17 protein-coding genes are annotated in these 16,961 nt (G+C 68.8%); 9 read left to right on the forward strand and 8 right to left on the reverse strand.

Annotation, left to right across the window (positions count from 1 at the left end; all coding sequences use genetic code 11):
* Nucleotides 1–18: 18 nt before the first annotated feature.
* A complete protein-coding gene (locus RR1_RS14800; RefSeq protein WP_010837059.1) occupies nucleotides 19–1,146 on the reverse strand; it encodes a resuscitation-promoting factor in 1,128 nt (375 codons plus the stop codon).
* 274 nt (nucleotides 1,147–1,420) lie between these two features.
* Between RR1_RS14800 and RR1_RS14805 the strand changes: the two genes are divergently transcribed.
* Genes RR1_RS14805 through thiI form a run of 3 tightly spaced genes read left to right on the forward strand, consistent with a single transcriptional unit; the run spans nucleotide 1,421 to nucleotide 4,936 of the window.
* Complete coding sequence (locus RR1_RS14805) at nucleotides 1,421–2,824, forward strand: amino acid ABC transporter substrate-binding protein/permease (protein WP_040772356.1); 1,404 nt, start codon at nucleotides 1,421–1,423, stop codon at nucleotides 2,822–2,824.
* Nucleotides 2,821–3,594, forward strand: coding sequence for an amino acid ABC transporter ATP-binding protein (locus tag RR1_RS14810; protein ID WP_010837062.1), 774 nt, complete (start codon nucleotides 2,821–2,823; stop codon nucleotides 3,592–3,594). Before RR1_RS14805 ends, RR1_RS14810 begins: the two co-directional genes overlap by 4 nt.
* Before the next feature lie 13 nt (nucleotides 3,595–3,607).
* A complete protein-coding gene (thiI, locus tag RR1_RS14815; RefSeq protein WP_010837063.1) occupies nucleotides 3,608–4,936 on the forward strand; it encodes a tRNA uracil 4-sulfurtransferase ThiI in 1,329 nt (442 codons plus the stop codon).
* Here the strand turns inward: thiI and RR1_RS14820 are convergent.
* On the reverse strand, nucleotides 4,822–5,247 hold the full coding sequence (locus RR1_RS14820) for a DoxX family protein (RefSeq protein ID WP_071990700.1): 426 nt from the start codon (nucleotides 5,245–5,247) through the stop codon (nucleotides 4,822–4,824). The genes thiI and RR1_RS14820 overlap by 115 nt on opposite strands.
* 87 nt (nucleotides 5,248–5,334) lie before the next feature.
* Nucleotides 5,335–6,177: a TatD family hydrolase gene (locus tag RR1_RS14825; RefSeq protein ID WP_010837064.1), complete on the reverse strand. Its 843-nt coding sequence runs from the start codon at nucleotides 6,175–6,177 to the stop codon at nucleotides 5,335–5,337.
* Between the two features lie 82 nt (nucleotides 6,178–6,259).
* Between RR1_RS14825 and metG the strand changes: the two genes are divergently transcribed.
* Both metG and RR1_RS14835 read left to right on the forward strand, forming a co-directional pair.
* On the forward strand, nucleotides 6,260–7,816 hold the full coding sequence (gene metG / locus RR1_RS14830) for a methionine--tRNA ligase (RefSeq protein ID WP_010837065.1): 1,557 nt from the start codon (nucleotides 6,260–6,262) through the stop codon (nucleotides 7,814–7,816).
* Between the two features lie 173 nt (nucleotides 7,817–7,989).
* On the forward strand, nucleotides 7,990–8,268 hold the full coding sequence (locus RR1_RS14835; RefSeq protein WP_010837066.1) for a hypothetical protein: 279 nt from the start codon (nucleotides 7,990–7,992) through the stop codon (nucleotides 8,266–8,268).
* Nucleotides 8,269–8,356: 88 nt separating this feature from the next.
* Here RR1_RS14835 and RR1_RS14840 read toward each other — a convergent pair whose 3' ends face one another.
* Entirely contained in the window at nucleotides 8,357–9,643 is a 1,287-nt protein-coding gene (locus RR1_RS14840) for an HNH endonuclease signature motif containing protein (RefSeq protein WP_010837067.1), read from the reverse strand.
* 141 nt (nucleotides 9,644–9,784) lie between these two features.
* On the opposite strand from RR1_RS14840, the gene RR1_RS14845 reads away from it, so the two are divergent.
* Nucleotides 9,785–10,072 carry a hypothetical protein gene (locus RR1_RS14845; protein ID WP_010837068.1) on the forward strand — a complete coding sequence of 96 codons (288 nt, stop codon included), beginning with the start codon at nucleotides 9,785–9,787 and terminating at the stop codon, nucleotides 10,070–10,072.
* 39 nt (nucleotides 10,073–10,111) lie between these two features.
* The gene (locus RR1_RS14850) at nucleotides 10,112–11,227 is read left to right on the forward strand and encodes a DUF2786 domain-containing protein (protein ID WP_010837069.1); all 1,116 of its coding nucleotides are present in this window, start codon (nucleotides 10,112–10,114) and stop codon (nucleotides 11,225–11,227) included.
* Between the two features lie 6 nt (nucleotides 11,228–11,233).
* Here RR1_RS14850 and rsmI read toward each other — a convergent pair whose 3' ends face one another.
* Nucleotides 11,234–12,064 (reverse strand): 16S rRNA (cytidine(1402)-2'-O)-methyltransferase, encoded by an 831-nt coding sequence (gene rsmI, locus RR1_RS14855; protein WP_010837070.1) that lies wholly within the window; start codon nucleotides 12,062–12,064, stop codon nucleotides 11,234–11,236.
* 23 nt (nucleotides 12,065–12,087) lie between these two features.
* On the opposite strand from rsmI, the gene RR1_RS14860 reads away from it, so the two are divergent.
* Nucleotides 12,088–13,650: a dolichyl-phosphate-mannose--protein mannosyltransferase gene (locus RR1_RS14860; protein ID WP_169847048.1), complete on the forward strand. Its 1,563-nt coding sequence runs from the start codon at nucleotides 12,088–12,090 to the stop codon at nucleotides 13,648–13,650.
* Here RR1_RS14860 and RR1_RS14865 read toward each other — a convergent pair.
* The 3 genes from RR1_RS14865 to RR1_RS14875 form a co-directional block, all read right to left on the reverse strand.
* Nucleotides 13,601–15,253 carry a BCCT family transporter gene (locus tag RR1_RS14865; RefSeq protein WP_010837072.1) on the reverse strand — a complete coding sequence of 551 codons (1,653 nt, stop codon included), beginning with the start codon at nucleotides 15,251–15,253 and terminating at the stop codon, nucleotides 13,601–13,603. The two genes, RR1_RS14860 and RR1_RS14865, sit on opposite strands and share 50 nt — an antisense overlap.
* Before the next feature lie 57 nt (nucleotides 15,254–15,310).
* Entirely contained in the window at nucleotides 15,311–15,679 is a 369-nt protein-coding gene (locus RR1_RS14870; RefSeq protein WP_010837073.1) for a GntR family transcriptional regulator, read from the reverse strand.
* A gap of 137 nt (nucleotides 15,680–15,816) precedes the next feature.
* Nucleotides 15,817–16,539, reverse strand: coding sequence for an NAD(P)H-binding protein (locus RR1_RS14875; RefSeq protein ID WP_010837074.1), 723 nt, complete (start codon nucleotides 16,537–16,539; stop codon nucleotides 15,817–15,819).
* A gap of 55 nt (nucleotides 16,540–16,594) precedes the next feature.
* Here RR1_RS14875 and arsC point away from each other — a divergent pair, with 55 nt between their 5' ends.
* A complete protein-coding gene (gene arsC, locus RR1_RS14880) occupies nucleotides 16,595–16,948 on the forward strand; it encodes an arsenate reductase (glutaredoxin) (RefSeq protein ID WP_010837075.1) in 354 nt (117 codons plus the stop codon).
* The last annotated feature ends 13 nt before the right edge of the window (nucleotides 16,949–16,961 follow it).

A 16,961-nucleotide genomic window follows, 5' to 3' on the forward strand; every position in this document is an offset into this window, starting at 1 on the left:
CGGCGTCCGGCCCTGACGTCAGCGCAGTCCGAGCTTGCTCGAGCAGGACGGCCACGCGCCCCAGCCCTGACCGGCGCGCACGTTCTCGGCGATCGCGATCTGCTGTTCGCGGGTCGCCATGTGCGCGCTCGGGGCGTACTGCGTGCCGCCGAAGCCCGCCCACGTCTGCTGCGTGAACTGGAGGCCACCGGAGAAGCCGTTGCCGGTGTTCGCGGACCAGTTGCCGGTGGCTTCGCACTGCGCGAGCGCATCCCACGTGCTGCCGTTGCTCACGGCCGGCGCGGTCGGCTTGGGCTTGGTGCCGACGCGCACGGTCGCGGGCTGCGGCTCGCGCAGCGTCTCGGAGTTCAGCTCGCGGCGCTCGGCCTCGTCGCCGTTCACCGTCACGATCTCGAACTCGGCGGAGCGCTCGCCCGGGGTGCCGGGGTGCTCGACGACGCGCGTGCCCTCGTCCATGGCCGGATCGTCGACGCGGTTCTCCGGCGGCGCGATCGGCAGCGTCTCGGTGCGGACGTCGGTGCTGCGACGGGTCACGTGGACCTCGAGGCCGTCGGTGAGCGGCGTCTCCGCGCCGGGGGCGACGGTGTCCTGCTCGCCGAGCGGAGTGCCGGCAGCGGTGAGAAAGTCGCCGATCGACGGGCCGGCGGCACGGATCTCGGTGAGCGGCCCGCCGTTGTCGGCGATCGAGATCGTCCGCGGGTTGTGGACCGCGAGCGACGCGCCGTCGAGCGGCAGACGCTGCGAGCGGTCGGCCGAGACGTGGGCGTCGGCGGCCATGTCGACGCCGCGCAGCGCTTCGTCGACGGTGAGTGCCGTGGTCCAGATCGTCTGCACCTGGCCGTCGACCATGAGCAGGAGTTCGCGTGCGCGGCGGAGGACGATCTCGTCGCCGTCCGACAGCCCGGCGTCGGGGCCGGGGGCGACGGCGTCGCGCTCACCGATCGGGTAGCCGGCGTCGTCGAGGGCGCCGCGCACGTCGGAGGCCATCGTGCCCAGCGAGCGGATCTCGCCGTCGACGTCGATCGTCACGGTCTTGTGCCGTGCCACCGTGACCATCGCTCCCACGATGAGGGTCGCGAGCAGTGCCGCGACGACGGTGAGCAGAAGCGGTGATCTGGCGGAGTTGATCTTGGCGAACGGTGACACGGCGAAATCCCTGGGCAGATGACAAACTCGATCACAGCACGGTAACGAATCAGCGATTTTATGGCAACTTTCGGCGTTTCTGCTGGCCGAGCGGGTCACGGATACGTCGCGAGATCCATACACCGCAAGGGAATGTGATTCCTCGGAGTTGGCCCGAGACCGAGGCCCCGAGACGTAGATTCCGAATCGGGGCCGATGCGGCCCGCGTGGGTCGACGACAGGAGGTGTCGGGGTGCGGACGACGCACGCGAGACTCACCAGCAGATCCACCGTCCTGCTCGCCGTCGTGGCGATCCTCGCCGCCCTCGTCGCGCCCGGCGCCGCGAGCGCCCAGCCGGGACGGACCTACACGGTCGCCACCGACATCACCTTCGCGCCGTTCGAGTTCCAGGATTCGAGCGGCAACTTCGTCGGCATCGACATCGATCTGCTGAACGAGATCGCGCGAGACCAGGGATTCTCGGTCGACATCCAGCCCGTCGGATTCGACGCCGCGCTGCAAGCCGTCCAAGCGAATCAGGCCGACGCCGTGATCGCGGGTATGTCCATCACCGACGCGCGCCGGCAGGTCTTCGACTTCTCCGACCCGTACTTCCAGTCGGGCGTGCAGATGGCCGTCCTCGACTCCAACGAGACCATCGAGTCGTACGAGGACCTCCGGGACCAGCGCGTCGCCGTCAAGAACGGCACCGAAGGCGCGTCCTTCGCCGAATCCATCAAGAGCGAATACGGCTTCACCACAGTCTATTTCGCGGACTCGGCAAGCATGTACGACGAGGTGCGCACCGGCAATTCCGTCGCGATCTTCGACGACTACCCCGTCCTCGCGTACGGCATCGCCCAGGGCAACGGCTTCAAGACCGTCACCGAGAAGGAGGCGGGCGCGGACTACGGGTTCGCCGTCAACCGCGGCCGCAATCCCGAACTCCTGGAGATGTTCAACGCCGGCCTCGCCAACCTCCGCGCGAGCGGGCAGTACGACGAGATCGTCGACCGCTACCTCGGCGAGGGCGCGTCGAGCACCGACAACTCCATCCCCGGCCTCATCAAGGACACGTACCCGCAGTTGCTGCAGGGCCTGTGGCTCACGATCGTCCTGTCCGTGATCGGCATCGTGATCGCGCTCGTCATCGGCGCGGTCTTCGGCCTCTTCCGCGTCTCGCGCAGCGCGATACTGCGCGGCATCGGCTCGGTGTACGTCGCGATCTTCCGTGGCACGCCGCTGCTCGTGCAGGCGTTCTTCATCTACTTCGGTGTGCCCGCGGCGCTGAACTTCCAGATGTCGGCGTTCACCGCCGGCATCATCACGCTCTCGCTCAACGCCGGCGCCTACATGACGGAGATCGTGCGCGGCGGCATCCTGTCCGTCGACAAGGGACAGATGGAGGCGGCGCGCTCGCTGGGCATCGGTTACCTCAAGTCGATGCGCAAGGTCGTCATGCCCCAGGCCGTGCGCACCATGATCCCGTCGTACATCAACCAGTTCGTCATCACGCTGAAGGACACCTCGATCCTGTCCGTGATCGGCCTCGCCGAACTGACTCAGACCGGGCGCATCATCATCGCCCGCAACTTCCAGTCGTTCAACATGTGGCTGATCATCGCGGTGATGTACTTCATCATCATCATGGCGTTGACCTGGGTGTCGAACCGGCTCGAGAAGAGGATCAACCGATGAGCGAGCAGAACGGCGCCGCGACGACGGACGCGGGAGAGGCTCCCCCGAAGGTCGTCGTCCGCGGCCTCAGGAAGGCGTTCGGCGACAACGTCGTCCTCGAGAGCATCGACCTCGAGATCCGCACCGGTGAGGTGGTGTGCGTCATCGGCCCGTCCGGCTCGGGCAAGAGCACCCTGCTGCGCTGCCTCAACCGGCTCGAGGACATCACCGGCGGCACCGTGATCGTCGACGGCTTCGACGTGAGCGACCCGAAGATCGACATCGACCACGTACGACGCCACATCGGGATGGTCTTCCAGCACTTCAACCTCTTCCCGCACATGACGGCGATCGAGAACGTCATGCTCGCGCCCGTCGAGACGGGGACGGCCGACAAGGCCGAGGCACGGCGGCGCGCGATCGAGCAGCTCACCCAGGTCGGGCTCGCCGACAAGGCCGACGCGAAACCCGACAACCTGTCCGGCGGGCAGAAGCAGCGCGTCGCGATCGCCCGCGCACTCGCGATGAAACCCGACATCATGCTGTTCGACGAGGCCACCAGCGCGCTCGACCCCGAGGTCGTCGGCGATGTGCTGCAGGTGCTGCGCGACCTCGCGAAGGCGGGCATGACGATGGTCGTCGTGACCCACGAGATGGGCTTCGCGCGCGAGGTCTCCGACCGCGTCGTGTTCATGGCGGACGGCTACATCGTCGAGGAGGGCACTCCCGAGCAGATCTTCGATCACCCGCAGCAGCAACGGACGCAGGACTTCCTCTCGAAGGTGCTGTGAGAAACTGGGCCAGGTGAACGACTCACTCGATGCCTCCGCCGCAGGCTCCGCCCCCACACTTCCGGGAGAGCCGGTCGTGTTGCTCAAGCTCGGTGAAGTGTTCCTCAAAGGCGCCAACCGCGAGCGGCTGACCCGCACCCTCGTCGACAATCTGATCGCGATGCTGCGCGACGTCGCCCCCGCGCGGGTGCGACTGCGCCACGGTGTCGTCGTCGTCCGCGCGAACGACCGCTCCGAGGAGACGGTTGCCGCCCTCGCGGACCGCTGCGCCGACGTTCTCGGCATCTCTCGACTGCACCGGGCCCGGCGCATCGCGCCGTCGATGGAAGCGCTCGACGCCGCCGCCGTCGCGATGCTCGCGCGCCGGACCGGCACCTTCGCCGTACGCGCGCGGCGCCGCGACCGGAGCTTCCCGCTCACGTCCGAACAACTCAACCGTCACGTCGGATCGACGATCGGCACGACCCTCGGCCGGACCGTCCGCCTGCGCGAACCCGACACGACCCTGCACATCGAGGTCGATGCCGGCGCGGTCTTCGTCTACTGCGACGGCGTCTCGGACGGCGATTCGTCGCGCGGCAGGGGCGGGCTTCCGGTCGGCATGAGCGGCCGCGCCCTGGTACTGCTCTCGGGCGGGATCGACTCCCCCGTCGCCGCGTACCGGATGATGCGCCGCGGCATGCGCGTCGACTTCCTGCACTTCTCCGGTGTTCCGCTCACCGGGCCCGAGTCCGTCTTCAAGGCCTACGCACTGTGCAGTGCGCTCGAGCGGTTCGAACGCCGTCCGCAGCTGTACGTCAGCTCGTTCGGCAAAGCGCAGCAACAGATCCGGGTGAGTTCGGACGAACGCAACGCCATGATCGTGCAGCGGCGGCTGATGCTGCGGGTCGGCGAGGTCCTCGCCCGGCGACATCACTACGACGCGCTCGTGACGGGCGACGCGCTCGGCCAGGTGGCGAGTCAGACCCTCACCAACATCGCCTCGCAGGACGCCGCCGTCTCGCTCCCTGTGCTCAGACCCCTTCTCGCGATGGACAAGACGGAGATCATCGAGCAGGCGCGCGAGATCGGGACGTTCGACATCTCGCAGCTACCGGGCGACGACTGCTGCAGCCTCCTCGCGCCTCGGCGTGCCGAGACGCACGCGAAGGAGGACGAGATCGCCCGCATCGAGCGACGTCTCGACGCCGTCGAACTCGCCGAGACCGTCGCCGATGCGGTGCGGCCCTACCGGGCCACGCGTGAACGCCGTCCCAGCAGAACCGAATCCACGCTGAACTTGCCCGCGCCGACAGCGGCGAGCATCAACGCGCCCACGCCGAGCGCGAGGACGAGTTCGTAGCCGCCGTCACCGACGTAGATCCCGTTGTCGATGTGCGCGACGAAGAAAGCGCCGGCCATCACTGCGAACAGCAGCACACCGAACAGCGGGACGAGTGCGCCGAGGATCAGCGCGGCACCGCCCACGGTCTCGACGATCGCGGCGAACCACGCGCTGGCAGTCGGTGCAGGAACACCCATTCCGTCGAACGACGCCGCCGTCCCGTCGATGCCCCACACCCGGAACTTCTGCAGTCCGTGGGCCAGGAAGATGATGCCGAGGCCGATTCTCGCGACGAGAATGCCGATGCTGGACACGATTCCGGTGTTCACGAACTGATCCCCTTCATGCTGGTCGGCCCCTTCGTTGGGGGCACGTCGAGCCCTCTCATGGTGAGAGTGGTCATGGTGAGATAGTGCTCATCGAATGTCCGATTCTAGCCCGTACACCCGCTCGGCGGTTGCCGTCGAGTGCGCGGCGACCTCCTCGGGCTCGGCGCCACGCAGGACCGCGAGCGCGCGAGCGGTGTAGGGCAGGCAGTACGGCTCGTTGGGGGCGCCGCGATACGGGTGCGGAGTCATGTAGGGCGCATCGGTCTCGAGCAGATAGCCGCCGTCCGGAACCAGCGGCGCGGCCTCGTGCAGCGCCTTCGCGTTCTTGAAGCTGACGTTGCCCGCGAAACTGAGAACGTAGCCGGCGTCGACGCAGCGACGCGCGATCTCGGGCCCCGACGAGAAGCAGTGGAAGATCACCGTATTCGGCGCACCCTCCTCGTCGAGCACACGCAGGACGTCCTCGTCGGCCTCGCGGTTGTGGATCATGAGCGGCTTGCCGAGCCGCTTCGCGAGATCGATGTGCCACCGGAAACCCTCGATCTGCTCGTCGCGTTCGGCGCAACCGTCGAGCTTGCCCGGCCAGTACCAGTCGAGCCCGGTCTCGCCGATCGCGACGACGCGCTCGTCCGCCGCGAGCCGCTCGATCTCGCCGCGCACCGCGTCGTCCAGGGCGTTCGCGCGGGTCGGATGGATCGCGACCGCCGCGTACACGCGGTCGTCCCAGCTCGACGCCGCGACGGCGGCACGCGCCGCGTCGAGGTCATCCGCGACCGTGACGATGCGGCCGACGCCCACGGACGCGGCGCGGTCGACGATCGCCCGCACCGACGCGGGATCGGTGCCACCGCACGCGTCGAGATGCGTGTGGGCGTCGACGAGCGGGGCGAGCGGGGCGGGCAGATCGGGCGCGGGGCGATCACGACTCATAGGCTCATTGTCGCGCGTCGGCCAGGGGCCCGCGCGGCCGCGGGCCGGACGCTGCTGCCAGGCCCGATACAGTGGACGCACCATGACTGACGCAGCGCCCACCCCCCGCACCCCGTTCTACGTCACGACGGCGATCGCGTACCCCAACGGCGTCCCGCACATCGGGCACGCCTACGAGTACATCTCGACCGACGCGATCGCACGCTTCAAGCGACTCGACGGGTTCGACGTGATGTTCCTCACGGGGACGGACGAGCACGGTCTGAAGATGCAGCAGACGGCGACCAAGGAGGGTGTCCCGGTCGTCGACCTCGCTCGCCGCAACTCGGACGTCTTCCAGGCGCTCGACGACACCCTGAAGATCTCGTACGACCGCTTCATCCGCACCACCGACGCCGATCACCTCGAGGCGAGCCGTGTGCTGTGGGAGCGCATGCAGGAGTCGGGCGACATCTACCTGGACACCTACGCCGGGTGGTACTCGGTACGCGACGAGGCGTTCTACACCGAGGCCGAGACGACGCTCGCCGAGGACGGCTCGCGAGTCGCGACCGAGACGAACACCCCCGTCGAGTGGACCGAGGAGTCGACGTACTTCTTCCGGCTCTCGGCGTACGAGGATCGGCTTCTCGAGCTGTACGAGAACCAGCCCGAGTTCATCGCGCCCGCGACGCGCCGCAACGAGATCGTCAGCTTCGTCAAGGGCGGCCTCAAGGACCTCTCGATCTCACGGACCACCTTCGATTGGGGCGTCCCCGTCCCCGGCGATCCCGAGCACGTCATGTACGTGTGGGTCGACGCCCTCACCAACTACCTCACGGGCGCGGGCTTCCCCGACGTCGAATCCGAACGGTTCCAGACGTTCTGGCCCGCGAACCTGCACATCATCGGCAAGGACATCACGCGGTTCCACACCGTGTACTGGCCCGCGTTCCTCATGTCCGCCGGCGTCGAACTCCCCCGCCGCGTCTTCGTGCACGGATTCCTGCACAACAAGGGCGAGAAGATGTCGAAGTCGGTCGGCAACGTCGTCGACCCCGTCGCGATGGTCGACCAGTACGGCCTCGACGCCGTGCGGTTCTTCCTGCTCCGCGAGATCTCGTACGGTCAGGACGGCAGCTACTCGCACGAGTCGATCGTGACCCGCATCAACGCCGATCTCGCCAACGAACTCGGCAATCTCGCGCAGCGTTCGCTGTCGATGGTGAACAAGAACTGCGAGGCCACCGTCCCCGTGCCGGGACCGATGTCGGCGGACGACGAGGCGCTGCTCGTGCGGGCGGACGCGCTCGTCGACGCCGTGCGCACCCACATGGACGCGCAGGCACTGCATCTCGCGCTCGAGGAGATCTGGTCGCTGCTCGGTGAGACGAACCGGTACTTCTCGGCGCAGGAGCCGTGGGTGCTGCGCAAGACCGATCCGGACCGTATGGCGACCGTCCTCTACGTGACGATCGAAGTGGTGCGCATCGTCGCGATCCTGACTCAGCCCGTCATGCCGGACGCCACCGCGAAACTGCTCGACCAGCTCGGACAGTCCACGGACGCACGGACCTTCGCGGACCTCGGCACCCGGATTCGCCCCGGAACCGCACTGCCCAAGCCTGCAGGTGTGTTCCCCCGCTACGTCGAGGAGTGATCGACACGCGCGGACGCCCGGTCGATCGCGTTCGCCGCAGTGATGCCGCATCATGAACGCGTGACCAAGGTCGTCCTCGTCGTCGTGCTGCTGGGGCTCGGTGCCGCCGGGCTCTACAACGGCACTGCGCTGGTGTCGGATTCGTCGGGGAGCATGTCGGGCTGTCCCCCGACATGCTCCCCGACTGGCACACATGGGATTACCGCTATTCCGGGCTGTTCGTGCTCGTCGCGCTCGGCATCGCCCCGCTCGTGGCGGCCGTCGCCGTCATGTTCGGCGGCCCGATCGCGTATCAGGCGACGGCGATCGTCGGTCTGTTCGCGATCTTCTGGGCGGTGTGGCAGGCCCTCGTCCTGCACGTCGAGGCCCCCGACGTGCAGGTGACGCTCGGCGTCGTCGGTGTCGTTCTGCTCCTCGGTGCCTACCGAGTTCGTGCCTCGTCACGCTCCTGACAGCCGAACCTCCACCCGCTCAGCGGAATCCGTCGACGCCGCGTGCCTCGGGCAGCGCTCGGCCGTGGAGCCCGAGCGCACGCGCGGGTCACGCGACCCGATGGCGGGCTCCCGATCGCGTCCCCGGCGGTTCGAACGTCGGTCTGCCTCTCGGTGTCGACGTGATCGTCCACTCGCTGTGGTGAATGTGGCGGTGGTGGGCGCCGCAGAGCAGCACCATGTTGTCGAGATCCGTCGGCCCGCCGTCCGCCCAATGCGTGACGTGATGCGCCTCGCACCACGAAGACGGGACCGGGCAGTTCGGAAACGCACACCCCCTGTCGCGGACGGTGAGTGCCCGGCGCTGCGCCGGAGTCACCAGCCGTGTGGTGCGGCCCATGCTCAGCGGGACGCCGTTGTCGTCGACGACGATCGGCGTGACCTGCGCATCGCACGCCACCGCACGCGCCGTCTCCGGTGTGAGCGTGGCGCCCCACGGCGTCCACGGCAGACCGATGCCATCGAGCAGCGCCGTGATCGACACGCTCCTTCGCTCGGCGGCAGTGCGTGCACGGCGCTCGAGATCGCGCTGATGGATCAGCACCGTCACGTGCGGCTTCTCGCCCGCCTCCGTGCCGGCGGCACCGGAATCGAGGAATCGGCGACACACCTCGACCAACGCGTCCGCCCGCCGCCTCCGTGGTGAGCGCCTATCGGGTGTTCCGTCCTCGGCCGGCTGCGGCGCCGACAGCTTCGACAACGCCGTCAGCAGCACTTCACCCGACAGTGCATCGAGATTGCCGTGCACCACCACCCGGCCGTGGAGTGTGTGCGATACGGACAGGCGGTTGATGTCCTCGCGTTCGCGCGTCGGCGGACCGTCCGATTCGGCGTCCAGGCGGATTTCGAGCCGTTCCTTCACCCGGCGCACCGATGCGGTCGTCGTTCCCGGACCGGGAACTGCCGCCGCCAACAACGCATCGCGGCAGAACGCCGCGACCGTCTCGTACTCGTCGGGGTCGGCCTGCGCCAGCGCTGCGAGCAGCGAGGGCTGCATCTCGAAGAAATCGCAGATCATCTGCGCGTGTGTCGGCGAGACCCGTTGCTCGGCAACAGCAGCAGCAACCTCCGGCTGCGAGCGCAGGCTCACCGCGAGTTCCACCACCCGCCGCGCCTCCCGGACTTCGAGCATCGTCCGCGCCGCCAACCACGACCCCGCATCCCGAAACCCGTCTTCGCCGAAGATGCCGCGGTCGACTACGTCCCCCATGAGCTCGATACCCCGCGCCTGCAGACGGGCGATCTCCGCATAGACACCCAGCACCTCGGCACGCAGCTCGCCGGCACCGAGCTGCCACGACTCCCCGTCTGCTGTGTGTGAATCCCCCGACCCCATGCGACAAATCTAGATCGAACACCCGTTCGCCACAAGACCCATTTCCGCAGCTGGGGATAACCATAGAGCTGTGGACAGAAGCGTCGCCCGCCGTTCCGCAACACACGACTCGCGGGGTCTCCGGCCTGCTAGCCTGCCGGGATGCGCGCATTCCGGCCGTCGTCACGAGACTCCCCGCTGGGACTGCTCGTGATCCTCGTGCTCGGTGTGTACGGCGGCGCGATCGGCGGGCTGGGGGCGGTCAGCACGCTCACCGGAACCGATACCGGCAGCCACCCCGTCGCACTCGCAGTCCTCGGCAGCCTCATTTTCGTCGGCGGCCTCTACGCAACCGCCTACGCCGCGACCAGCATCGTCCGGCGCGTGTACCGGCACTTCGCAACTCGGGGTGACGACGCCTTCCGCCGTGGGCCGGGTTCTCACAGCTGACGATCCGAACGTGTCGGTGGGTGGGTGCACACTGCACCCATGGCGGATAGAACAGACTTTCGAGCAAGCGGTATCTCCCCCGATCCGGCGATCACCTCGCTCGTCGCGCTCGCGCACGATCGCCTCGAACACGGGTGGCAACCGGCCGACCTCGTCCACGTCCTGGCGGGCGCGGATCGCGACGCACGGCTCGCCCATCTCGCGGCGGTGATCGTCCTCGATCATGCGCACGTCAACGATGCGGCGCACCGCGCGCCCGTCGAATGGCGACGACAGGTCGAGGCGCTGACGCACGATCACCCGCGCGCCGCCGACGCGCTGGCGAACGCGTCCGTGGTCGACGTCCTCGCCGCGCTCCCCCGCGGCACCGTCGACCTCGCACGCTCGATGCTGCGATTCGTGCAGGACTGGCCGATCCTCGTCGACCCACCGTCGCGATGGCCGGCAGCGGGCGCGGCGCCGTCCCACACCGCCTCGCCGCCGCCGGACGGGCACCGGCTGTTCGATCGCATCCGTGCACTGTTGGCCAAGGCCGAGAACACCGAGTTCCCCGACGAAGCCGAGGCGTTCACCGCGAAGGCACAGCACCTCATGTCCCGATATGCGATCGACGCCGCGCTGCTGCGCTCCCACACCGATGCGCCCACCGCGGTCGGCGCACGCCGCATCCACGTCGACACGCCGTACGCGCTCGAGAAAGTGCAGCTCCTGTGCGCCGTCGCGGCGGCGAACCGCGCCAGAACGCTCTGGTACGAGCAGGCGCGCACGGCGACGGTCGTCGGCACGCAGGTCGACCTCGATCAGATCGCGGTGCTGTTCTCGTCGCTGCTCGTGCAGGCGGTGCGGGCGATGGCGCGCACCGACCCCGAGGGAGAGCCGACGACGAGTTTCCGGCGCGGCTTCCTCCTGGGCTACGCCGACCGGATCGGGCAGCGGCTCCGTCACGCCGACACGCGCGCCACACTCGACGTCGCGGCCGCGGCATCACTGGCCGTCGCGGACGTCCTGCCCGCGGTCGCCGCCACCGAACACGCTGTGGACACCGAGTTCGCCCGGCTCTTTCCGCGGACGCGGACGTCGTCGCGTCGGTCACGCGGTGCGATGAGCGGCTGGGCCGCCGGGCGCACGGCCGCCGACTCCGCGGATATCGCGTGAGCGCGGTCAGGAGTTCCGAGCGGCGAGAACGGCGTCGTACAGCTCCCGTTTGGACACACCTTCGGTCGCCACCGCGCCGCACGCGTCCTTGAGTCGTTCGCCGTCGGCGACGCGCCGCTCCACCTCGTCCACGAGATCCTCGGGGCGCGCGGCGACGGGACGAGCGCCGTCGAGCACGACGGTGATCTCGCCGCGGACGCCCTCCGCCGCCCACTCGGCGAGTTCGGCGAGCGTGCCGCGGCGCACCTCCTCGTACGTCTTGGTGAGCTCGCGGCACACCGCACCACGCCGCTCGCCGCCGAGCACGCGGACGGCGTCGGCGAGGGTGTCCGCGATCCGGTGCGGCGACTCGAAGAACACGCAGGTGCGGCCCTCGGTGACGAGAGTCGACAGCCACGACTCACGAGCACCGCGCTTGCGGGGCGCGAAGCCGTCGAAACAGAACCGCTCGACGGGCAGTGCCGAGAGCGCGAGCGCCGTGGTGACGGCAGACGGTCCCGGCAGGCACGTCACGGCCAGATCTGCGTCGACGCATGCCGCGACGAGCCGATAACCGGGGTCGCTCACCGACGGCATGCCGGCGTCGGTGACGAGCAGGACGGTGTTGCCCGCCTCGATCTCCGCGACCAGCCCGGGGAGGCGCGCCGTCTCCACCTGGTCGTAGAAGCTGACGACACGGCCGGTGATCGTGACGTCGAGTGCCGCCGCCAGCGACTTGGTGCGACGCGTGTCCTCGGCGGCCACGACGTCCGCGCTCGCCAGCGCCGCCCGCAACCGAGGCGACGCATCACCGACATCACCCATCGGCGTCGCGCCGAGCACCAGACGACCCGTCATGCTTCACAGCCTACGATTGCGATGTGACGACGCGGACAGCCGGCCGACCCCCCACCCCGGCCGCGGACTCGGAATTCGTGTCCCCCGCGCCCGTCGTCGCCCCGCCCGATCCCGGACCGACCGATCGCGTCCGCGGCTGGGTCGTGACGCTCGTCGTCACGGCGATCGCCGCCGTGACCCGGTTCGTGCTGCTCGGCTACCCGACGGACGCCGGCACCCCCGTCTTCGACGAGAAGCACTACGCGCCGCAGGGCTGGCAGGTACTCACGAGCGGCGGCTGGATCGAGGACAACCCCGGCTACGGGCTCGTCGTGCATCCCCCCGTCGGCAAATGGATGATCGCCTTCGGCGAAGCGATCTTCGGCTACAACGGGTGGGGCTGGCGCGCGGCGTCCGCCGTCGCGGGAACCGTCCTGGTCCTGCTCGTGATCCGCATCGTCCGCCGCATGACCGGCTCGACGCTCGTGGGAGCGCTCGCCGGGATCCTGCTGATCGCCGACGGCGTCACCTTCGTGTCGTCGCGCGTCGCGATGCTCGACATCTTCCTGACGCTGTTCGTCGTCGCCGCCTTCGGGTGTCTCGTCGTCGACCGCGACGACGTCCGCACCCGGATGTACGCGGTGTACGCCGCCGGGCGCATCGGCGACAGCACGTTCGGGCCGCGCCTCGGCGTCCGCTGGTGGCGATTCGGTGCCGGTGTCCTGCTCGGACTCGCGTGCGCCACCAAGTGGTCCGGCATCTACGTCGTCATGTTCCTCGGACTCCTCAGCGTCGCGTTCGACGTCGCCGCCCGCCGCTCCCACGGTGTCCGGCGCCCGTGGCTCGGCGCCCTCGTCCGCGACGTCGCTCCGGCGCTCTACGCGCTCGTCGGCATCCCCTTGATCGTCTATCTGCTGTCGTACACGCCATGGTTCGCGAGCGAGAACGGCGTCGACCGGCACGCCGTCGGTACCGACATCGGCCACGACGGCACGTGGTCGTTCGTGCCGGACGCGCTGCGCTCGCTCTGGTACTACAGCGGCAACGTCCTCGAGTTCCACTCCACGCTGACGAACTCGGCGGGCAACCTCCACCCGTGGGAGTCGAAACCGTGGACGTGGCCGATGGGGCTGCGACCGATGCTCTACTACTTCGCCGACGGCGAGACGGTGAGCGGCTGCGGCGAATCCGAGTGCGTCAAGGCCGTCATGCTCGTGGGTACGCCCGCACTGTGGTGGCTCGCGTTCCCGCTGTTCCTGTGGGCGCTGTGGCGCACGCTCGTGCGCCGCGACTGGCGCTGGGCCGCTGTCCTCGTGGGGTACGGCGCGGTGTTCCTGCCGTGGTTCGCCACGCTCGATCGGCAGATGTACTTCTTCTACGCGACGGCACTCGCGCCGTTCCTCGTCATGGGAGTCGCGCTCGCGCTCGGTGAGGCGCTGGGCCGCGGGTCGGCGAGCGTGGATCGCCGGCGCATCGGGCTGCTCGCGGTGTGCCTGTACGTCGGTGTCGTCGTCGCGAACTTCGTGTGGCTGTGGCCGATCCTGACGGGCCTGCCGATCACTCCGGAGATGTGGCAGCGTCAGTTGTGGTTGCCGAGCTGGCACTGACGCCCTTGCGGCGCCCCCGCGAGAGCACCGACGGTTCCGGCCGGTCGCGGATCGCGAGGATCAGTGGGTCGGTCCGCAGGTCGCGATAGAGCGAGATGCACAGCGCGATCATGACGACGACGAACGGCGACGCCGCGATGATCGTCATCGTCTGCAGGCCGCTCAGTGCCGTGTCGCCGCCCGTCCAGAGGATCAGCGCCGCGACCCCGCCGGTGAGCACGCCCCAGAACACAACGACCCACCGGTGCGGTTCGAGCGACCCGCGCTGCGAGAGCGTGCCCATCACGATCGACGCGGCGTCGGCGCCCGACACGAAGAAGATGCCGACGAGCACCATCACGAGGACCGTGGTGATGCCCGTGAGCGGGAGATTCTGCAGCATCCCGAACAGCTGACCCTCCTCGGTCTGCTGCCCGGCGAGATCGATTCCGCGTTCCTGTTCGTCGATGCCCGCGCCGCCGAAGACGGCGAACCACACGAGACTCACGAGGCTCGGGACCATGATCACGCCGATGACGAACTCGCGGATCGTGCGGCCGCGGCTGATCCGCGCGAGGAACAAGCCCACGAACGGGGTCCACGAGACCCACCAGGCCCAGTAGAAGATCGTCCACGACGAGAGCCATTCGCCCACAGCGGGATCGGCCGCAGCGCCGGTGCGCGCCGCCATGTCGGGAAGATCGGCGACGTAGTTGCCGATGGAGTTGGGCAGCAGGTTGAGGATGAGCACCGTCGGGCCGACGACGAACACGAACACCGCGAGAACGAACGCGAGCACCATGTTGATGTTCGAGAGCCACTGGATCCCCCGCGCGACACCGGACACCGCGGACGCGACGAACGCGACGGTGAGCAGCGCGACGATCGTGACGAGCAGCATCGTGCTCATCTCGTCCATCCAGCCGACGATGTGGAAACCCGAACCGATCTGCAGCGCACCGAGTCCGAGCGACGCGGCCGTCCCGAACAGCGTCGCGAAGATCGCGAGGATGTCGATGACCTTGCCGATCGGGCCTTCCGCGCGACGCCCGAGCAGCGGAACGAACGCCGAACTGAACAACTGCCTGCGGCCCCGGCGGTACGTGCCGTACGCGATCGCCATTCCGACGACCGCGTACATCGCCCACGGATGCAGCGTCCAGTGGAACATCGTCGTCGCCATCGCGGTGCCGATACCGCCGTCCGTCCCCGGCGGCGGCGACACGAAGTGCGACAGTGGCTCGGTGACGCCGAAGAACATCAGTCCGATGCCCATGCCGGCGCTGAACATCATCGCGATCCACGAGACCGTCCGGAACTCGGGCGCCTCACCGTCCTTGCCGAGCGGAATCTTCCCGTACCGGCTGAGGGCGAGCCAGATCGCGAAGATCACGAAGCCGGTCGCCGAGAGGACGAACAGCCAGCCCCAGTTCGTCACGACGTAGCCGAGGATCGTCGCCGTCGTCGAATTCAAGTTCTCGGGTGCTGCGAGACCCCAGACGACGATCGCGAGCACCGCCGCCGCCGCAACACCGAAGACCAGCCAGTCCGTCCGCACCCGGCGGCGGGGCGCGTCGCCGTCCGCCGCCCCGACCTCGACGCGTCCGCCATCGTGTGTCGTCACGAGAACAAGACTTCTCGCGTCGGTGTCCGCGCGCAGGCGAACGGCGAATTGTCGCGATCAGTCCACGCGGGCACCCGTGAGCGCGGCGCGCACGTAACCGAGGATCGCGTCGTCGGGGATACCGAGCGCCCGCAGCCCGCCGACGTACTCGGTGGCCCGCTGCTGGGCGCGCGTCGCGGTCGTGTCACCCGCCGACGCGATGAAGGTTCCGCGCTTGCCCTTCGTCTCGATGACGCCCGATTCGCTCAGTTCCCGATACGCCTTGGCGACGGTGTTGGGTGCGAGCCCGATCTCCGCAGCGAGCGCACGGACGGTCGGAATCTTCGTCCCGGCGATCAGGTCGCCGCTGCGTACGTGCGCGATGATCTGCAATCTCAGCTGATCGAACGGCGGAACCGTCGAATTCGGGTCGATCGCGATACGCACTCGCCTGCACCTCCGTCGTCTGGGACCGATCGGTTGCCGCACCGGAGCGGCGACCGGAACCGCGTACCCCCGCTACATCGGGGAACGCGTCCACAACGGTATTCGGGGCCGTGCGCCTCGAAGATGGGTGGTTGCCGTCAGATCGCTTCGACGGCGCGGGTGAGCTCGGTGTGGCCCGAGGTCAGCATGAGTGTCGCGCCGAAGGTGTTCTCCGCGGCCAGCACCGCTGCGATGACGTGAGCGACGTCGGCTCGCGAGACCTCGCCGTACTCGTGCGGCGGCGGCGTGAGGTCGACGAATCCGGTCGGGTCGTCGTCCGTGAGCTTGCCGGGACGGACGATCGTCCAGTCGAGGTAGGTGCGGGCCCGCAGATCCTCTTCCGCCTCGGTCTTGGCGACGAGGTATGCCGCGAAGACGTCGTCCGTGCCATCGGGGATGGGCTCCCCCGCGCCGAACGAGCTGATCTGGACGAAGCGTCGCACCCCGGCCTTCTCCGACGCGGCGGCGAGCAGCACCGAGGCACCGCGATCGACCGTGTCCTTGCGCTCGATGCCGCTGCCCGGCCCGGCCCCGGCCGCGAACACGGCGGCGTCGGCACCCTCGAGCAACGTCGCGACCTCGTCGACCGAGGCCTTCTCGAGGTCCACGAGCACGGGATACGCGCCGAGCGCCGTCACTTCGGTCTCGTGGTCGGGATTGCGGATGAGCGCGACGGCGCGGTCTCCGCCAGCGGTCAGGGTGCGGATCAGTTCGCGGGCGATCTTCCCGTGCCCGCCGGCGATCACGATCCGGCGACCGGCCGTCTCGCGGCCGGGCACGGTGTCTGTGTCGGTGTCGTTCGCGTTCAGGTTTTCGGTCATGCCTCCAGTCCTACCCGCTTCGCGGGCGTGCCACACGGAGACGCACAATGACGGCATGGCCACGGCGACGACAGCGACCATCCTGCACAACCCCCGATGCGGCACGTCGAGGAACACGCTCGCGATTCTCCGTGAGGCCGGAATCGAGCCGACGGTCGTGAAGTACCTCGACACTCCTCCCACTCGCGACGAGCTCGTCGCACTTCTCGACGAGGCCGGACTGCGTCCCAGCGAAGCGGTCCGTCGCAAGGAGAAGATCTACGGCGAGCTCGGCCTCGCCGATGCGTCCGAGGACGCGGTGCTCGACGCGATGATCGAGCATCCGATCCTCATCGAGCGCCCCTTCGTCAGGACGAACCTCGGCACCGTCCTCGCCCGACCCGCCGACAAGGTGCGCGAGATTCTCTGACGCGGCACCGCGC

The organism is Rhodococcus rhodnii NBRC 100604 (genome assembly GCF_001894925.1).
Taxonomy (GTDB): Bacteria; Actinomycetota; Actinomycetes; order Mycobacteriales; family Mycobacteriaceae; genus Rhodococcus_F; species Rhodococcus_F rhodnii.